This window comes from Ruminococcus sp. BSD2780120874_150323_B10 (genome assembly GCF_015553695.1).
In the GTDB taxonomy this organism is placed as follows: Bacteria; Bacillota; Clostridia; order Oscillospirales; family Acutalibacteraceae; genus Ruminococcoides; species Ruminococcoides intestinale_A.
Genome location: NZ_JADNHD010000012.1, coordinates 41979 through 57115, shown reverse-complemented (window position 1 = coordinate 57115; position 15137 = coordinate 41979). Strand labels below are relative to the sequence as shown.

General features: G+C 41.4%; 17 protein-coding genes. 16 read left to right on the top strand and 1 reads right to left on the bottom strand.

All coding sequences use genetic code 11. The features are described from left to right. From I2E21_RS08870 to I2E21_RS08860, 3 genes are all read left to right on the top strand, one after another. The coding region (locus tag I2E21_RS08870; protein WP_195411096.1) for an ATP-binding protein at positions 1 to 496 on the top strand (496 nt) is incomplete at its 5' end. Positions 497 to 608: 112 nt separating this feature from the next. Then, positions 609 to 1208 (top strand): HD domain-containing protein, encoded by a 600-nt coding sequence (locus I2E21_RS08865; protein ID WP_195411095.1) that lies wholly within the window; start codon positions 609 to 611, stop codon positions 1206 to 1208. A gap of 196 nt (positions 1209 to 1404) precedes the next feature. Further along, positions 1405 to 1896, top strand: a complete 492-nt coding sequence (locus I2E21_RS08860; RefSeq protein ID WP_195411094.1) for an ATP-binding protein — start codon at positions 1405 to 1407, stop codon at positions 1894 to 1896. A gap of 120 nt (positions 1897 to 2016) precedes the next feature. Here I2E21_RS08860 and I2E21_RS08855 read toward each other — a convergent pair whose 3' ends face one another. Next, complete coding sequence (locus I2E21_RS08855; protein WP_022235009.1) at positions 2017 to 2268, bottom strand: type II toxin-antitoxin system RelB/DinJ family antitoxin; 252 nt, start codon at positions 2266 to 2268, stop codon at positions 2017 to 2019. A 268-nt stretch (positions 2269 to 2536) separates the two neighbouring features. On the opposite strand from I2E21_RS08855, the gene I2E21_RS08850 reads away from it, so the two are divergent. The 13 genes from I2E21_RS08850 to prmC all read left to right on the top strand — a co-directional run bounded on the left by I2E21_RS08850 (position 2537) and on the right by prmC (position 15053). After that, a complete protein-coding gene (locus I2E21_RS08850; protein WP_337613372.1) occupies positions 2537 to 2980 on the top strand; it encodes a CtsR family transcriptional regulator in 444 nt (147 codons plus the stop codon). An 18-nt stretch (positions 2981 to 2998) separates the two neighbouring features. Beyond that, on the top strand, positions 2999 to 3499 hold the full coding sequence (locus I2E21_RS08845) for a UvrB/UvrC motif-containing protein (RefSeq protein ID WP_022235011.1): 501 nt from the start codon (positions 2999 to 3001) through the stop codon (positions 3497 to 3499). A 2-nt stretch (positions 3500 to 3501) separates the two neighbouring features. Further along, positions 3502 to 4500 (top strand): protein arginine kinase, encoded by a 999-nt coding sequence (locus tag I2E21_RS08840; protein ID WP_195411092.1) that lies wholly within the window; start codon positions 3502 to 3504, stop codon positions 4498 to 4500. Positions 4501 to 4539: 39 nt separating this feature from the next. After that, complete coding sequence (locus tag I2E21_RS08835) at positions 4540 to 6993, top strand: ATP-dependent Clp protease ATP-binding subunit (protein WP_195411091.1); 2454 nt, start codon at positions 4540 to 4542, stop codon at positions 6991 to 6993. Positions 6994 to 7135: 142 nt separating this feature from the next. Beyond that, entirely contained in the window at positions 7136 to 7333 is a 198-nt protein-coding gene (locus I2E21_RS08830; RefSeq protein WP_117705753.1) for a DUF1858 domain-containing protein, read from the top strand. A 41-nt stretch (positions 7334 to 7374) separates the two neighbouring features. Next, positions 7375 to 8031, top strand: coding sequence for a class I SAM-dependent methyltransferase (locus I2E21_RS08825; protein WP_195411090.1), 657 nt, complete (start codon positions 7375 to 7377; stop codon positions 8029 to 8031). Then, positions 8031 to 8783, top strand: coding sequence for a Nif3-like dinuclear metal center hexameric protein (locus I2E21_RS08820; RefSeq protein WP_195411089.1), 753 nt, complete (start codon positions 8031 to 8033; stop codon positions 8781 to 8783). The genes I2E21_RS08825 and I2E21_RS08820 overlap by 1 nt, the downstream gene beginning before the upstream one ends. Before the next feature lie 107 nt (positions 8784 to 8890). Continuing rightward, positions 8891 to 9562, top strand: coding sequence for a tRNA (guanosine(46)-N7)-methyltransferase TrmB (trmB, locus tag I2E21_RS08815; protein WP_195411088.1), 672 nt, complete (start codon positions 8891 to 8893; stop codon positions 9560 to 9562). A 29-nt stretch (positions 9563 to 9591) separates the two neighbouring features. After that, positions 9592 to 10935, top strand: a complete 1344-nt coding sequence (locus I2E21_RS08810) for a hypothetical protein (RefSeq protein WP_195411087.1) — start codon at positions 9592 to 9594, stop codon at positions 10933 to 10935. Positions 10936 to 10969: 34 nt separating this feature from the next. Then, positions 10970 to 11671 (top strand): response regulator transcription factor, encoded by a 702-nt coding sequence (locus I2E21_RS08805; RefSeq protein ID WP_022235019.1) that lies wholly within the window; start codon positions 10970 to 10972, stop codon positions 11669 to 11671. A 36-nt stretch (positions 11672 to 11707) separates the two neighbouring features. Further along, positions 11708 to 13180, top strand: coding sequence for a HAMP domain-containing sensor histidine kinase (locus I2E21_RS08800; protein ID WP_022235020.1), 1473 nt, complete (start codon positions 11708 to 11710; stop codon positions 13178 to 13180). A gap of 16 nt (positions 13181 to 13196) precedes the next feature. Then, positions 13197 to 14186 carry a DUF1385 domain-containing protein gene (locus tag I2E21_RS08795; protein WP_195411086.1) on the top strand — a complete coding sequence of 330 codons (990 nt, stop codon included), beginning with the start codon at positions 13197 to 13199 and terminating at the stop codon, positions 14184 to 14186. Positions 14187 to 14201: 15 nt separating this feature from the next. After that, positions 14202 to 15053: a peptide chain release factor N(5)-glutamine methyltransferase gene (gene prmC, locus I2E21_RS08790; RefSeq protein WP_022235022.1), complete on the top strand. Its 852-nt coding sequence runs from the start codon at positions 14202 to 14204 to the stop codon at positions 15051 to 15053. Positions 15054 to 15137 lie beyond the last annotated feature (84 nt).

Here is a 15137-nt window from a genome sequence, read left to right as displayed (position 1 = left end):
GGCAATGAATCCGTGCCCGTGCGGATATTTTAATGACCCGTCAGGAAAATGCACCTGTACTCCGCAAAAGATACATAATTACCTTAATAAAATCAGCGGTCCGCTGCTTGACCGTTTTGATATACATATAGAGGTATCGGCAGTTAAATTTGACGAGCTTAGAGATAAAGAACAGACGGAGCCGTCTGCCGAAATTAAAAAGCGTGTTGACAAAGCAAGAAAAATTCAGTCCGAACGCTACAAAGGCACAAGTACAAGCTGTAACGCAAATATAAATGCCGAACAGTTTGAAAAAGTATGTATTATTGATGACGAGGCGGAACAAATGCTGAAAAGTGCGTTTGAAAGTATGGGAATGACCGCAAGAGCCTACGACAGAGTGCTTAAAGTCGCAAGGACGATTGCCGACCTTGATAACAGCGAAATCATTAAATCCGACCATATTCTTGAGGCAGTGCAGTATCGCAGTTTGGACAGAAAGTATTGGGGAAAGTAGTGCGGCGGTTTGGGTTTTATTTTGCAAAAATATGGCATAAAACAGATATGCAATTCTGCCGATATAAGGTATAATAGAAAGTAATAAATTGGAATTTGAGGTGTAAAGATTAATGGAACTAACAAGAGAAATTGCTGAGAAAGCATTAGAAGAAGCAAATAAGGCAAATCCAGGACCTTGGTATGACCACAGCAAATATGTTGCTTTTGCTTGTCAGAATATTGCAAGTCATTGCCAAGGAATGGATGAGAATTTGGCTTATGTTTACGGAATTTTGCACGATATAGGTAGATATGCTGGAGTTACTTCTGAAAAGCATTTAATAGACGGTTATCGCTATTGCATAGAAAGAGGGTGGAAAAAGGCAGCACAGATTTGCATTTCTCACGCTTTTATGATTAAAGACATTTCAACATATATTGGCATTTCTGATGTGCCAATAGAAGATAAAGAGTTTATGGCTCGGTATGTTAAAGAGGCTGTCTATGACGATTATGATTATCTGGTACAGCTCTGTGATGCATTAGCATTGCCAACAGGATTTTGTCTATTGGAAAAACGATTCGTAGATGTAACAATTCGATATGGAACACATCCAGCTACGGTTGAGCGATGGAAAGTAACACTCGGCATTAAAGAATATTTTGAGAAAAAGATGGGATGTTCCATTTATGATTGTTTACCTGGAGTAATTGAAAATAGTTTTCGATAAAAGCGTAACTTCCAGTTTGTCGCACTGGCAAATACAGAAAACAGTATAAGATTCATCAACCAGCAGGTAGCTAAATTCTTAGCTGCCTGCCACTTTTTATGTCTATAAACAGTGCATTTCTTAGGGGTGTTCAAATGGACCCCTTTTGAACACTCCTAAGAAAATAAGGTTAAATTGTATCAAGTTCAGTGTTCCAATGAATCCGTGCCCGTGCGGATATTTTAATGACCCGTCAGGAAAATGCACCTGTACTCCGCAAAAGATACATAATTACCTTAATAAAATCAGCGGCCCGCTGCTTGACCGTTTTGATATACATATAGAGGTATCGGCAGTTAAATTTGACGAGCTTAGAGATAAAGAACAGACGGAGCCGTCTGCCGAAATTAAAAAGCGTGTTGACAAAGCAAGAAAAATTCAGTCCGAACGCTACAAAGGCACAAGTACAAGCTGTAACGCAAATATAAATGCCGAACAGTTTGAAAAAGTATGTATTATTGATGACGAGGCGGAACAAATGCTGAAAAGTGCGTTTGAAAGTATGGGAATGACCGCAAGAGCCTACGACAGAGTGCTTAAAGTCGCAAGGACGATTGCCGACCTTGATAACAGCGAAATCATTAAATCCGACCATATTCTTGAGGCAGTGCAGTATCGCAGTTTGGACAGAAAGTATTGGGGAAAATGATTTTCGGTTATAAAATTCAGATTGTATAATAAAAATTGTCTGACTGACTATAAAATTATCATACTGTTATTAATATAAACAGCCACACCTTGCGGTTCTTTATTGCAAGGTGCGGCTGTTTTAATCTGTATTTGAATTAACCATTTCCGCAAAGGACGAATACTCCGGCTTTTTTGTAAAACTTTTCAAAGTATCAAAAAAGCCTTCTTCCTCACTCTCCCTTTTTATTTCAAACGGTATCTTCTGTTCTCGCAAGGACTGCTTTAAAAACAAATTAACCGCTGTTGACAAATCAAGCCCTAAATCCGAGTACAATTCCTGTGCCGATTTCTTTAACTCGCTGTCTATGTTTATATTTGTACTGACAATCATTTTATCACTTCCGTTTTTATTTACTATACTTATTATATGAAGTATTTTTCATTTGTATGTTTTTAAAAGTCAAGAAAATATCGGCAATTTTTAAAAGGTCAGAAAAAGTCAAAAAAATTTTAAAATTTAGTATTTGCGAGTATTCGGGAGTATTTGCGAGTATTTTTTAAATTAGCATTTGATTTTTGACTTTATTTGACTTTGACTTTCTCTGACTTTAGTTCTATAATAAAGTCACAATCTGAAAGAGAGGCGAGAAAAGATGAGAATGAGCGATTTGGTCGCTAAATATATTACAGAAATGCTTGACGAGCAGAACGGCAGTGCGGAAATTCAGCGAAATGAACTTGCGGGAAATCTTGGTTGTGTGCCAAGTCAAATAAATTATGTTATCACCTCACGCTTTACTCCGGAACAAGGTTACATTGTTGAAAGCAGACGAGGCGGCGGCGGTTACATAAGAATAAGCCGTGTAAGTATGGATAGAGGTACTGCTATAATGCATATAATTAACTCTGTAGGCAATTCGCTTGACAAAGCTTCTGCCGAGGCAATGCTTAACAATATGGTCTACAGGTCGATTATTGAACTTAGCGTTGCAAAGGTTATGGCGTCTGCGTTGTCGGACAGAGCGCTTCATACAGTCGAGCAGGAAAAAAGAGATTCGCTCAGAGCTGATCTTTTTAAGAATATGCTTTTAGCAATATCATAAAAGCAGGAGGTATTTATTATGAAATGTCAAAAATGCGGTGTTAATAATGCTAACACACATGTTAAATCTATAATCAACGGAGAAATCAAAGAATATGACCTTTGCAGTGAATGTGCAAAGAAAATGGGATACACAAATGTGTTCTCTGACATTGAGGATGAATTTTCAAACTTCCTCGGTAGTTTCTTTGGCAACGCACTTCCGGCAAGAACACAGGCAAGAAGATGCGAAACCTGTGGCAGCACTTATTCGGAAATTGCAAAAACAGGTCATGTAGGCTGTGCCGATTGCTATGATGTATTTGGCGACGAACTCTTCCCACTTATCAGAAGAATTCACGGCAATACAACACATTGCGGCAAGAACAGCGACAGAACGGTTCAGAAAGCCGAAAAGCACGAACCTACAAAAGAAGAAAAAATTGCTCAATTAAAAAATGAACTTGACGCAGCAGTCAAAGAACAGAATTTTGAAAGAGCCGCAGAATTAAGAGATACAATCAAAGGAATGGAGGCATAATAATGAGTGACAATTCAGTAATTTCCACAAGAGTAAGACTTGCAAGAAATCTAAAGGATTTTCCTTTCCCCTGCAAGCTTTCACCCGACGGAATGGAAAAGGTTATTGAAAAAGTAAGATCGGCTGTCAAAAACAGCAACAGCTCAATTGCCTCCGACTTTAAATTCATTAAGATGAGCGACCTCACCGAGGCACAGTGTGTTTCTCTTGTAGAGCGCCGAATAGTAAGCCCCGAATTTATAGGGAATACCGAAGGCAGAGCGTTACTGGTAAATTCCGATGAAAGCCTTTCGATTATGATTAACGAAGAGGATCACATCAGAATACAGGCAATTACAAAAGGTCTTGCGCTTGAGCAAACATATGACCTTGTCGATAAACTCGACACCTTGCTTGATGAAAGCCTTGACTTTGCTTTCAGCGAAAAGCTCGGTTATCTTACCCAGTGCCCGACAAACCTCGGCACAGGTATGAGAGCGTCGGTAATGCTGCATTTGCCGGCACTTGAAAAGAGCCGAGCAATCGGCAGAATTGCAGGCAATCTTTCAAAACTCGGTCTTACCATAAGAGGCACTCACGGCGAGGGCACAGAGCCAAAGGGAAGTTTATATCAGCTTTCTAACCAGGTTACACTCGGCATCTCCGAAAAAGCTGCCATTGAAAACCTTAAAAATATAACATCACAGCTTATCTCGCAAGAGGAACTTGCAAGAGAGCGTATTTGTTCAAATATTGACATTCAGGACAGCATCAGCCGCAGCCTCGGCATATTGAAATATGCCCGTACAATCGCACACGATGAGGCTTTACAGCTGCTTTCAAATGTTCGTTTGGGCATAGTTTCGGGACAGCTTAAAGATGTTCCTTTGCTTACAATCGACAAGCTGATGACAGATGTTGAACCTGCTACGCTTATGGTAAACAGCGGTAAAAATCTTTCCGCTGCACAGCGTGATGTGGCAAGAGCGGATTTGCTCAGAAAAGCACTTGAAGAAGTGTAAAAAGTAATCAGTAAAAAATTATCGAAAGGACTGACGATTATGTATGAATTCAGAGGATTTACTCAAAAGGCAAACAAGGCATTAAACCTTTCTATTGAGTCAGCTCAAAATTTCGGTCACGACTATATTGGCACCGAGCATATTCTGCTTGGTCTTATAAAAGAGGGCAGCGGTGTTGCCGCCGCAGCTCTTGAAGAATGCGGCGTAACGGCGGAGGCACTCGAAAAAGAGATTGCCAATGTTGACGGCAGAGGTATTCAGACTTCCCTCTCACCCGACAGCTTTACTCCCCGTACAAAGCGTGTTCTCAGAACCGCAATGATGATTTCTGCAAGGACAGGCAGCAGCTATGTAGGCACAGAGCATATTTTGCTTGCAATAGTTTCCGAAAGTGACAGCTACGCTACAAGTATTTTAAGAAAGCTCGGCGTAAGTTCTAATGCTGTTGCAAATGCGGTTGCAGGCGGCTTACAGAAAGGCTCATCCGAAAATCAGTTTTCGGGTATGGAAAACGGATACCCACAAGGCAAAGAAGAGGGCGGCTCCGCACTGGAGAAATTCGGCAGAGATTTGACAAAGGCTGCCAAGAACGGTGAAATTGACCCTGTTATCGGCAGAGAAAAAGAAATTAAGAGAGTTATTCAGATTCTCTCAAGGCGTACCAAAAACAACCCTGTGCTTATCGGTGAGCCGGGCGTAGGTAAAACAGCAGTAGCCGAGGGACTTGCCCTTGAAATTGCAAACGGCAATGTACCTGAAATTCTGCGTGACAAAAAGGTTGTAAGTCTTGACCTTACAGGTATGATTGCAGGTGCTAAGTACCGTGGCGACTTTGAGGAAAGAATCAAGTCCGCAATTGATGAAGTTAAAAAGTCAAAGGACACTATCCTCTTTATCGATGAACTCCACACCATTGTAGGTGCAGGTTCTGCCGAGGGCAGTGCCGATGCGGCAAACATCTTAAAGCCGTCGCTTGCAAGAGGTGACTTCCAGGTTATCGGTGCAACAACTATTAACGAATACAGAAAATACATTGAAAAAGATGCGGCTCTTGAGCGTAGATTCCAGCCTGTAAAGGTTGGCGAGCCTACAAAAGAGCAGGCTGTTGAAATTCTTAAAGGCTTGCGTGACAGCTACGAGGCGCACCATAAGGTAAGAATTACAAACGAGGCAATTGAGGCGGCAGTAAATCTTTCTTCCCGTTACATTGCCGACAGATACCTCCCGGATAAGGCTATTGACCTTATTGATGAGGGTGCGTCTAAGGTAAAACTTAAGGGTCTTACCTCTCCTCCGGACATCAAGTCGCTTGAAGAGTTAATTGACAAACTTGAGCAGGAAAAAGCAAGTGCCATTAACGAGCAGGACTTTGAGCGTGCCGCAAAATTAAGAGATGAACAGAAAAATGTTCAGTCACAGCTTGACACAGCCAAAAAGGAATGGTACGAAAACAGAGAGAACCGCAACGGCGAAGTTACTCCGGAAGTTATCGCCGAGATTGTATCGGAATGGACAGGAATCCCTGTTGTTCAGCTTACAAAAGAGGAAAGCGAGCGACTTCTCAACCTTGAAAAAGAACTTCACGAAAGAGTTGTCGGTCAAAACGAGGCAGTAAGCTCTGTTGCCAAGGCAATCCGCCGTGGCAGAGTAGGTCTTAAAGACCCTAAGCGTCCTATCGGTTCATTTATCTTCCTCGGTCCGACAGGTGTAGGTAAAACAGAACTTTGCAAGGCACTTGCCGCCGCTATGTTCGGTGATGAAAACGCTATGCTCCGTATTGATATGAGTGAATATATGGAGAAGCATACGGTATCCCGTCTTGTAGGTTCACCTCCTGGATATGTCGGTTTTGACGAGGGCGGCCAGCTTACGGAAAAGGTAAGAAGAAAACCATACTCGGTAATCCTCTTTGATGAAATCGAAAAGGCACACCCGGATGTATTTAACATTCTTCTCCAAATCCTTGATGACGGCAGACTTACCGACTCACAGGGCAGAACGGTTGACTTCAAAAACACTGTTATCATTATGACATCTAACATAGGTGCAAAACTTCTTACGGAAAAGCACAGTTCACTCGGATTTACCGATGAAAACAGTGAAAACAAGGAAACCGAAAACACCAAGGAGCTTGTGCTCGGCGAACTTAAAAAGGCTTTCCGTCCCGAATTTATTAACCGTATTGACGACATCATCGTATTTGACAGACTCAGCAAGGACGAGATTAAAGAAATTGCAGTCAAGATGCTTGCAGGTCTTAAAAAGCGTTTGTCCGATATGGAAATTGAAATTGAATTTACAGACGAGGCTGTTTCCGCAATTGCCGACAAGGGCTTTGACGAAGTCTACGGTGCAAGACCTCTTCGCCGTGCCATAACATCAGACATTGAAGATCCGCTTTCGGAGAAAATGCTTGACGGCACAATCAAAGCGAACAGCAAGGTTAAATGCGACTTTGCAGACGGAAAGTTTACCTTTGCCGAAGTAAAGTAAAAAATCCTAAAATTTAATATATATTTTTTGACTTTCGGTTAAAAAATATGTTATAATGATTTATCCGCTAAAATACCGTTTTTGGCGGATAAATCTGCTTTTAGATTTAATTTTGGCTTTGCCGACAAGGAGGTTTTTAATTATGGAAATCACAAAGAATTCTATCATCGGTGATGTTCTCGACAAATATCCCGAAACTGCCGAGGCTTTCTTCAGCATTGGTATGCACTGCCTTGGTTGCCCTGCATCAAGAGGCGAAACAATCGAAGAGGCTTGTATGGTTCATGGCGCAAATGCCGATGAGCTTATTGATGTTCTCAATCAGATTGCAAACAAATAATTTGTCCGTTTTTCACATTCGGGCTGAAAGGATTGATTAATTTGCAAAATAAAATATCTCTTGACCAAAGGCTTAGAATGTGTGCGGATTTTGTAAGGCAAAACGCAAGGCTTGCCGATATTGGCACAGACCACGCCTATCTTCCGCTGTGGCTGTGCCTTAACGGCACCTGTCCGTCTGCTATTGCCGCCGACATTAACCCCGACCCGCTTTCAAGAGGTCAGGCGGCAATAATGAATTTCAATGCCGAACACCTCATTTCCACAAGGCTTTCAAACGGTCTTGAAAATATCGGCGAAAACGAAGCTGACGATTTTGTAATTGCAGGTATGGGTGGGGAACTTATCGCAGCCATTCTTGACAGCTGTACATATACAAAAAACAGTGAAAAGCACTTTATTCTACAGCCTATGACCAAAAGTGAAGTTTTGATTAAATACCTTTTTGACAACGGTTTTGAAATTTTAAAACAGGACTGCTGTACCGCCGCAGGCAAATGCTACACAGTACTTCTTGTATGCTACAGCGGCAAAAAACGCGAATACACGCAAACCGAGCTGTATTGTGCAAAGCTGCAGCCATCCGTAAAATCCACACACAGGCTTTTTACAGAAAAGCAAATAACAAAACTTGAAAAACAGGCAAAGGGCGATGCCCGTTACGCTGAAATCGCAAAAAAGCTAAGGGAGATGCTCTGATGACTACAATAAAAGATATACTTGAATTTTTTGAGGAATTTGCACCCGTTGATACCGCTATGGATTTTGACAACTGCGGTCTGCTTATAGGCAGTAAAAACAAACCTGTAAGCCGTGTGCTTGTTGCTCTTGACATAACAAACGAGGTCGTTGACGAAGCAGATAGGCTCGGCGCAGAGCTTATCATAAGTCATCACCCCGTTATTTTTAATGCAATAAAAAAACTTGATTCCTCCTCTGTTCCCTACCGTCTTGCGGAAAAAAGCATTTCTGCCGTTTGTATGCACACAAACCTTGATTTATCCGAAAGTTTCGGTGTAAACCTTTGCCTTGCAAACGCAGTGGGACTTAAAAACACAAGGCTTTGCAAAAGCGGCGAATGTCTTTTTATGGGCGAACTCGACACGGATATTGAAAGTTTTGCAAAAACCGTAAAAACAAATCTCAATTGCAGCGGACTGAGATACACTAATGTAAAAAACGAGATTCACAAAGTCGCAGTATCATCGGGAGCAGGCGGTTCCAATGTGGAAAGTGCATTTTATGAGGGAGGCGATGTTCTGCTTACAGGTGAAATAAAACACCACGAAATTCTGCTTGCAAATGAACTCGGAATTTCAATTGTTGACGCAGGACATTTTAAAACCGAAGATATTGTAATATCTCCGCTTTGCCGTAAACTTTCTGAAAGATTCGGTAACACCTGCTTTACAAAATCGGAAGTATGTAACGATAAGATTAAATACATTTAAGCAATGTATTATTTATTAAATATTCGTTGCAATATCTGTAATAATTTGATATAATAGTATGATGAATATTTATGAGGAGATGCACATTAAGTGCATAATTTTACATTATGAGAATCAGAAAGAAAAAATGGGCAGAGCCTGAACTTGCGGTTTGCGATTTTTTTGTAAAAAATCCTGAAGAACACGCAGGCAAATGGAACGAAACTTTTAACAACGGACTTCCTCTTTACCTTGAAATAGGCTGCGGCAAAGGCGGGTTTGCAGGACAGTTTGCCGTTAAAAATCAGGATAAAAATATTATTGCGGTTGACATTAAAATTGATATGCTCGGCGTCGGCAGACGAAACATTGTTGAAATTTTCAAGAACGAGGGCAAAACAGACGCCGATATTACAAATCTTTTGCTTGTAAACTACAATGTAGAGCAAATTGATAAAATAATTACAAAGGACGATAAAATCAAGGGTATGTTTATTAATTTCTGCAACCCGTGGCCTCGTCCAAAGCATAACAAGAGAAGACTTACATTTCCCAAGAAACTTGAAATGTACAAAAATTTTCTTGACGAAAATGCCGAAATTCGATTTAAGACCGACGACGACGCACTTTTTGCGGACAGTCTTGAATATTTTGAGCAGAGCGGTTACGAAATCATCTACAAAACATACGACCTGCACAACAGCGATGTTACAGACAATATTGAAACCGAGCACGAAAAAATGTTTTCTGCCGAGGGTATAAAAATAAAGTATTTAAGAGCTGTTGTAAAGCACGATTAATTTTAACTTTTTATAAAGGAGGGACGGATATGAAAGTCAAAGCGGTTATTTCCGCCGCACTGTTGTGTGCGTTTGCAATTTCCGCAAGCGGCTGTGACGGTGCAGACATAGGAACAGACAACCTTATCCGCCCTCCGAAAACCGTCGGTGACGAGGCGGAAATCGAACAGCTTATTGCCGACACCGCAGGCAGCGGATACACCTTAAAATATCCTAAGTCGGGCAACTACCGCAGTGCCATAGTTATGAAAGACCTTGACAATGACGGTACCGACGAAGCAATTGCTTTTTACCGCACTCCTAACGAAACCAAAGCGGAAGTGCATATGCTTGTAATGTACTGCGCAAATGACGAATGGAAGCTCTCCGAAAACTGCGCCTTAGACGCAACCGATGTTGACTGCGTTGACTTTGCCGATGTAACGGGCAGCGGTACGCTTGAGATTCTTTCGGGCTATACTACATATAACTCAAGCATTAATAATCTTGCCTGCCACTCATACTCAAACGGCAAGACAAACAGGCTTACGGTTGAAAGCAGTTATTCAAGTTTTTACTGCTCCGATTTTGACAGTGACGGTGTAAACGAAGTAATGCTGCTGTCACTATATACCACAGAAAATGACGCAACAGCAAATATGCTTGTTTACAGCGAGGAACGCAACTGTCTTTACTCAAAGGCAAGCGTAAAAATGGACCCGAATATTACAAGATTTAAAAATATTACGGTAACAGCTGCCGAAAATGGACAAAATGTGCTTATAGTTGACGGTTGTTTTGCCAATGATGATACCGTCACACAGATTATTTATTTTAATACCGAACTTTCGGTTTTGAGAAATCCTCTTTATAAAGAAAAAGATAAAAATATTACTCAACGCTCTGCCGATATAATCTGTACGGATATAAACAACGATTCCGTTACGGAAATTCCTGTCGTTGACAAATTACCTTCAACAAGCGATGAAGATAAATCGGCTGTTGCGGATAAAATAAGCTGGAACAGTTTTTATCCGCAGAGTGAAATTTTAAATCACTTATCCGACCAAATTCCCGATTACCAAAACGGCTACAGCTTTACCGTTCCCGAAAGCTGGGCAGACGGTACATATACCGTCAGACTTGACAGTGAAAAACGGGCTATGAGCTTTTTTGAATGGGATTCCGACAACTTAGGACAAAAAGTATTTGAAATCAGAGCTTTTAAACTTGAGCAATGGGATGTCGGCGAGGACAGTGACGCTTATACATTAATATATAAGAACGAAAGCACAGCATACGCTTTTGCGGATGTAAACGAAGAAACATCACTTTCAATCAGCGAAGATGATATAAAAACAGCTTTTTCACTGATGACAGTTAATAATATATAATTTTTTTGGATAAAACACATTACGGAGGTTTATTATGAAAAAAATTCTTGTTTGTGAGGACGAGGCTGCAATTCGTGACTTTGTCGTTATCAACCTTACAAGAGCAGGCTATGATGTAGTCGAGGCTGACTGCGGCGAGGCTGCACTTCAAAAATACGAAGAACACAACGGCGACTTTGATGTTGCCATTCTTGATGTTATGATGCCGGGTATTGACGGTTTTCAGGTTTGTAAGGAGCTTAGAAGCCGCAACGGCGGTATCGGCATTATTATGCTTTCCGCAAAAACACAGGAGATGGATAAGGTAACAGGTCTTATGCTCGGTGCGGACGATTATGTTTCAAAGCCTTTTTCACCAAGCGAATTGCTCGCAAGAGTTGACTCCCTTTACAGAAGAGTGGCACTTGCACAGTCACACGCCGAAAACAACTTCAAAGAAGAGCTTAAAAGCGGCGAATTTACACTTAACTTAAGAAACCGTGCACTTATGAAAAACGGTAAGATGATTGAACTTACACAGGTTGAATTTCAGATTATGGAATACTTTTTCTCTAATCCGGGTACTGCCCTCGACAGAATGGACATTTTAAACCATGTTTGGGGTGACGCTTATGTCGGCGAGGACAAAATCGTTGATGTAAACATCAGAAGACTTAGAATGAAAGTTGAAGACGAGCCGTCTAATCCTAAGTACATTATCACCGTATGGGGACTTGGCTACAAGTGGAACGCCTGAACTTAAGGAAACACCTTTAAGGAGGGCGACAGCGTAATGTTTAAGGGTATTACAAAACGCTGGATGTTAAACACATTGAGCGTTATATTTACAATAATAGTTCTGATCGTTGTCAGCCTTATCTTTGTTATTACATATGTTTACCAAAGCAGTGTTGAACAAACACTTTCTTCGGCAGGCAATGAATTGTCGCTTGTATTTTCAGACTACGAGAGCGACAACACAACAAGTTTTAATTCATCTGCCCGTGAATATGTTGAAAACTTTGACCGTAAAGAGCAAATGGAAGTTATTGTAATAAATTCATCGGGCAGAGTAATAATGACTTCCACGGGTTTTACCCCGTCGGATAAAACTCAAATGCCTGATTTTCAGGACGCTCAAAACAACTCGGACGGTTACGCCGTATGGAACGGCAAACTTCTCTCCGGAGAAAGAGCAATGAGCGAAACCCGCATTATCAGCAATTCAAACGGCGTTATGCTCGGTGCCGTAAGATACATCGTGTCTATGGAACCCGTGCACTCAAGAATCTTATTTATTTCTGTTCTTTGCGTTGCGGGCGGTCTTGCAATAATGGCGCTTGTATTTTTGTCGGGACTTATGTTTATCCGCTCCATTGTTAAACCGATAGGCGAACTTTCACTTATAGCCGGTCAGATTGCGCAGGGCGACTTTTCCGCCTCCGAAAAAATCGAGCATAAGTACGATGACGAAATCGGCGACCTTTGTGACGCTATATCGGATATGGCAAAGGATTTGCAAACTACCGAACAGACTAAAAACGATTTTATTTCAAGAGTATCTCACGAATTAAGAACCCCGCTCACGGCAATAAAAGGCTGGGCAGAAACCATGCAGCTCAACGAAAAAGGCAAACTCGACAGGCGCACCTTTGACAAAGGTATGGGCGTTATTATAAAAGAAAGTGCCAGACTTACAAGCATAGTTGAAGAACTCCTTGATTTCAGCCGTATTCAGAGTGGCAGAATGGTGCTTAACAAAGAGAAACTCGATATTCTTGCCGAATTTGACGAAACCGTATATATGCTAAAGGACAGAGCCGTAAACGAGGGCAAGCATTTACTCTATGACGAACCTATGGACGCAATGTATCCGCCTGTTTACGGTGACAGCAACAGACTTAAGCAGGTTTTCCTCAATGTAATTGACAACGCACTTAAGTACACACCAAAGGGCGGTGTGGTTGCGGCACAGGTTATTTACAGTAAGGATGACCCCGACATTATAAAAATTATAGTTACCGACACCGGCTGCGGAATACCTGCCGAAGACTTGCCAAAGGTTAAAGAAAAGTTCTATAAGGCAAATCAGACGGTACGAGGCTCGGGAATCGGTCTTGCAGTTGCAGACGAAATTATGAATCTGCACCACGGCTCTCTTGACATCGAAAGCGGAGAGGGCGTTGGCACAACAGTTACTCTTACCTTCCCTATCTACAAAGAGGGTGACGAGGATCAGCCGCAAACAGAAAATGTAAAACTATAAACGAAAGGATTGTGCGATGAGAAAAGTCAGTACAAAAAAAATCACTTCAATAGGCGGCAGTGCTCTTATTGAAGGTATTATGATGCGTGGACCTAAGCGTACTACCGTATGCGTAAGAACAGGCGAAAACGAAATTTACAGCGAAGACATAAAAATGACCACTATTCCCGAAAAATGCAAACTTTTTAAATTGCCGATTTTACGAGGAATAGCAGGACTTATTGATTCAATGCGACTTTCTTATAAATCGCTTATGCTTTCCGCTGACAAAGCAGTTGAAGCGGGCGAAGTGGAAGAAGAAGAACCGAGCAAGTTTGAAAAATGGCTTGACGAAAAATTCGGTGACAAACTTGTTAAAGTAGTAATGGTGTTTGCTTCAATATTGGGTGTGGCACTTGCGGTCGGTCTGTTCTTCTTTCTACCGTCTTTCCTGTTTGACCTTACGGCAAATGTCATACCCGTCTTTCAGGGTGACGGCGAGGGCGCTATTTTCTGGAAATCAGTTTTTGAGGGTGTATTAAAGATAGCCCTCTTCCTCGGATACATTGTATTATGTTCACAAATGACAGAAATGAAGCGTGTATTTATGTACCACGGTGCAGAGCACAAAACTATTTTCTGCTACGAAAACGAAGAAGAGCTTACCGTTGAGAATGTAAGAAAACAGATTCGTTTCCACCCCAGATGCGGAACAAGTTTTATGGTGCTTATGCTTATTGTAGGCATTATAATCGGTCTTTTTATTCCCGTTGCTCCGTTCGGCATCGGATTTTTAAGACCTGTATTTAAAATTCTTCTCCTCCCCGTTTCCTGCGGTATTGGATACGAACTTATTAAAATTTGCGGCAAACACGACAATGCTTTTACAAGAGTTATCGCCGCTCCGGGACTTTGGGCACAGAGAATTACAACAAAAGAGCCTGATGACAAGATGATTGAAGTTGCCATTGAGGCTATGAAAGCTGTTATCCCCGATGACGGCACAGATATTATTAACAACAAATAATTGCGAGGCTTTATTATGACTGTCGGCGAGGCTTACAGAAAAACTAAAGACATTTTAACAGAGGCAGGGTTTGAAGCTCCTGCCTTTGAGGCTTTGTGCCTTACGGAAAAAGTTTTCGGGTTTAACCGTCTTGCGCTCATTACAAAGGGCGAAGAAACTGTTGCAAGCGAAGAAAAGCTTGCGGTTCTTGCCGAGCTGACAGAAAAACGCCTTAATCACGAACCGCTGCAGTATCTCCTTGGAAAGTGGAGTTTTATGGGAATTGACTTGCTTGTGGGTGAGGGTGTTCTTGTTCCGAGAGATGACACAGAGGTAGTTACTTCGCTTTGCATAGATTACTTATCATGCAAAGAAAGTCCGAATGTAATTGACCTTTGTGCAGGCAGCGGCGCTATTTCCCTTGCGCTTGAAAAATATGCAAACTGCAAAGTAACAGCGGTAGAACTAAGTGACAAGGCTTTTTCGTATCTTACACAAAACATTAAATTAAACAATTCTGCGGTAAACGCCCTGAACGGCGACATTTTTGAATGTCACAAAGACATTGCCGATAACAGTCTTGATCTCATAGTATCAAATCCCCCGTATATCAAAACTGCCGATATTGCATCATTACAGAAAGAAGTTCAACACGAACCTGCAATGGCACTTGACGGCGGCGAAAGCGGTCTGGACTTTTACCGAAGAATTGTTCCTTTATGGAAATCAAAACTTAAAGCAGGCGGTGCGCTTGCTTTTGAGCTTGGAGAAGGTCAATATGACGAGGTAAGCCGTATTTTGGCAGACAACGGCTTTGGCGGAATCACCGAAAGTATAGACTTCGGCGGTATTCAAAGGGCTATAATTGGGACTTTGCTCCAAAAATAGAAAATTAGTTCGATTTTTTAGTCCTATACTTATTGCATTTTTTATGACGATATCTTATAATATACAAGTAATCAAACGGATTAA

What these genes read in the sequence shown, in the direction of transcription:
- I2E21_RS08865 (WP_195411095.1), top strand. Translation starts at nt 609, where the DNA reads ATGGAACTAACAAGAGAAATTGCTGAGAAAGCATTAGAAGAAGCAAAT.
- I2E21_RS08860 (WP_195411094.1), top strand. Translation starts at nt 1,405, where the DNA reads ATGAATCCGTGCCCGTGCGGATATTTTAATGACCCGTCAGGAAAATGC.
- I2E21_RS08855 (WP_022235009.1), bottom strand. Translation starts at nt 2,268, where the DNA reads ATGATTGTCAGTACAAATATAAACATAGACAGCGAGTTAAAGAAATCG.
- I2E21_RS08850 (WP_337613372.1), top strand. Translation starts at nt 2,537, where the DNA reads ATGAGCGATTTGGTCGCTAAATATATTACAGAAATGCTTGACGAGCAG.
- I2E21_RS08845 (WP_022235011.1), top strand. Translation starts at nt 2,999, where the DNA reads ATGAAATGTCAAAAATGCGGTGTTAATAATGCTAACACACATGTTAAA.
- I2E21_RS08840 (WP_195411092.1), top strand. Translation starts at nt 3,502, where the DNA reads ATGAGTGACAATTCAGTAATTTCCACAAGAGTAAGACTTGCAAGAAAT.
- I2E21_RS08835 (WP_195411091.1), top strand. Translation starts at nt 4,540, where the DNA reads ATGTATGAATTCAGAGGATTTACTCAAAAGGCAAACAAGGCATTAAAC.
- I2E21_RS08830 (WP_117705753.1), top strand. Translation starts at nt 7,136, where the DNA reads ATGGAAATCACAAAGAATTCTATCATCGGTGATGTTCTCGACAAATAT.
- I2E21_RS08820 (WP_195411089.1), top strand. Translation starts at nt 8,031, where the DNA reads ATGACTACAATAAAAGATATACTTGAATTTTTTGAGGAATTTGCACCC.
- trmB (WP_195411088.1), top strand. Translation starts at nt 8,891, where the DNA reads ATGAGAATCAGAAAGAAAAAATGGGCAGAGCCTGAACTTGCGGTTTGC.
- I2E21_RS08810 (WP_195411087.1), top strand. Translation starts at nt 9,592, where the DNA reads ATGAAAGTCAAAGCGGTTATTTCCGCCGCACTGTTGTGTGCGTTTGCA.
- I2E21_RS08805 (WP_022235019.1), top strand. Translation starts at nt 10,970, where the DNA reads ATGAAAAAAATTCTTGTTTGTGAGGACGAGGCTGCAATTCGTGACTTT.
- I2E21_RS08800 (WP_022235020.1), top strand. Translation starts at nt 11,708, where the DNA reads ATGTTTAAGGGTATTACAAAACGCTGGATGTTAAACACATTGAGCGTT.
- I2E21_RS08795 (WP_195411086.1), top strand. Translation starts at nt 13,197, where the DNA reads ATGAGAAAAGTCAGTACAAAAAAAATCACTTCAATAGGCGGCAGTGCT.
- prmC (WP_022235022.1), top strand. Translation starts at nt 14,202, where the DNA reads ATGACTGTCGGCGAGGCTTACAGAAAAACTAAAGACATTTTAACAGAG.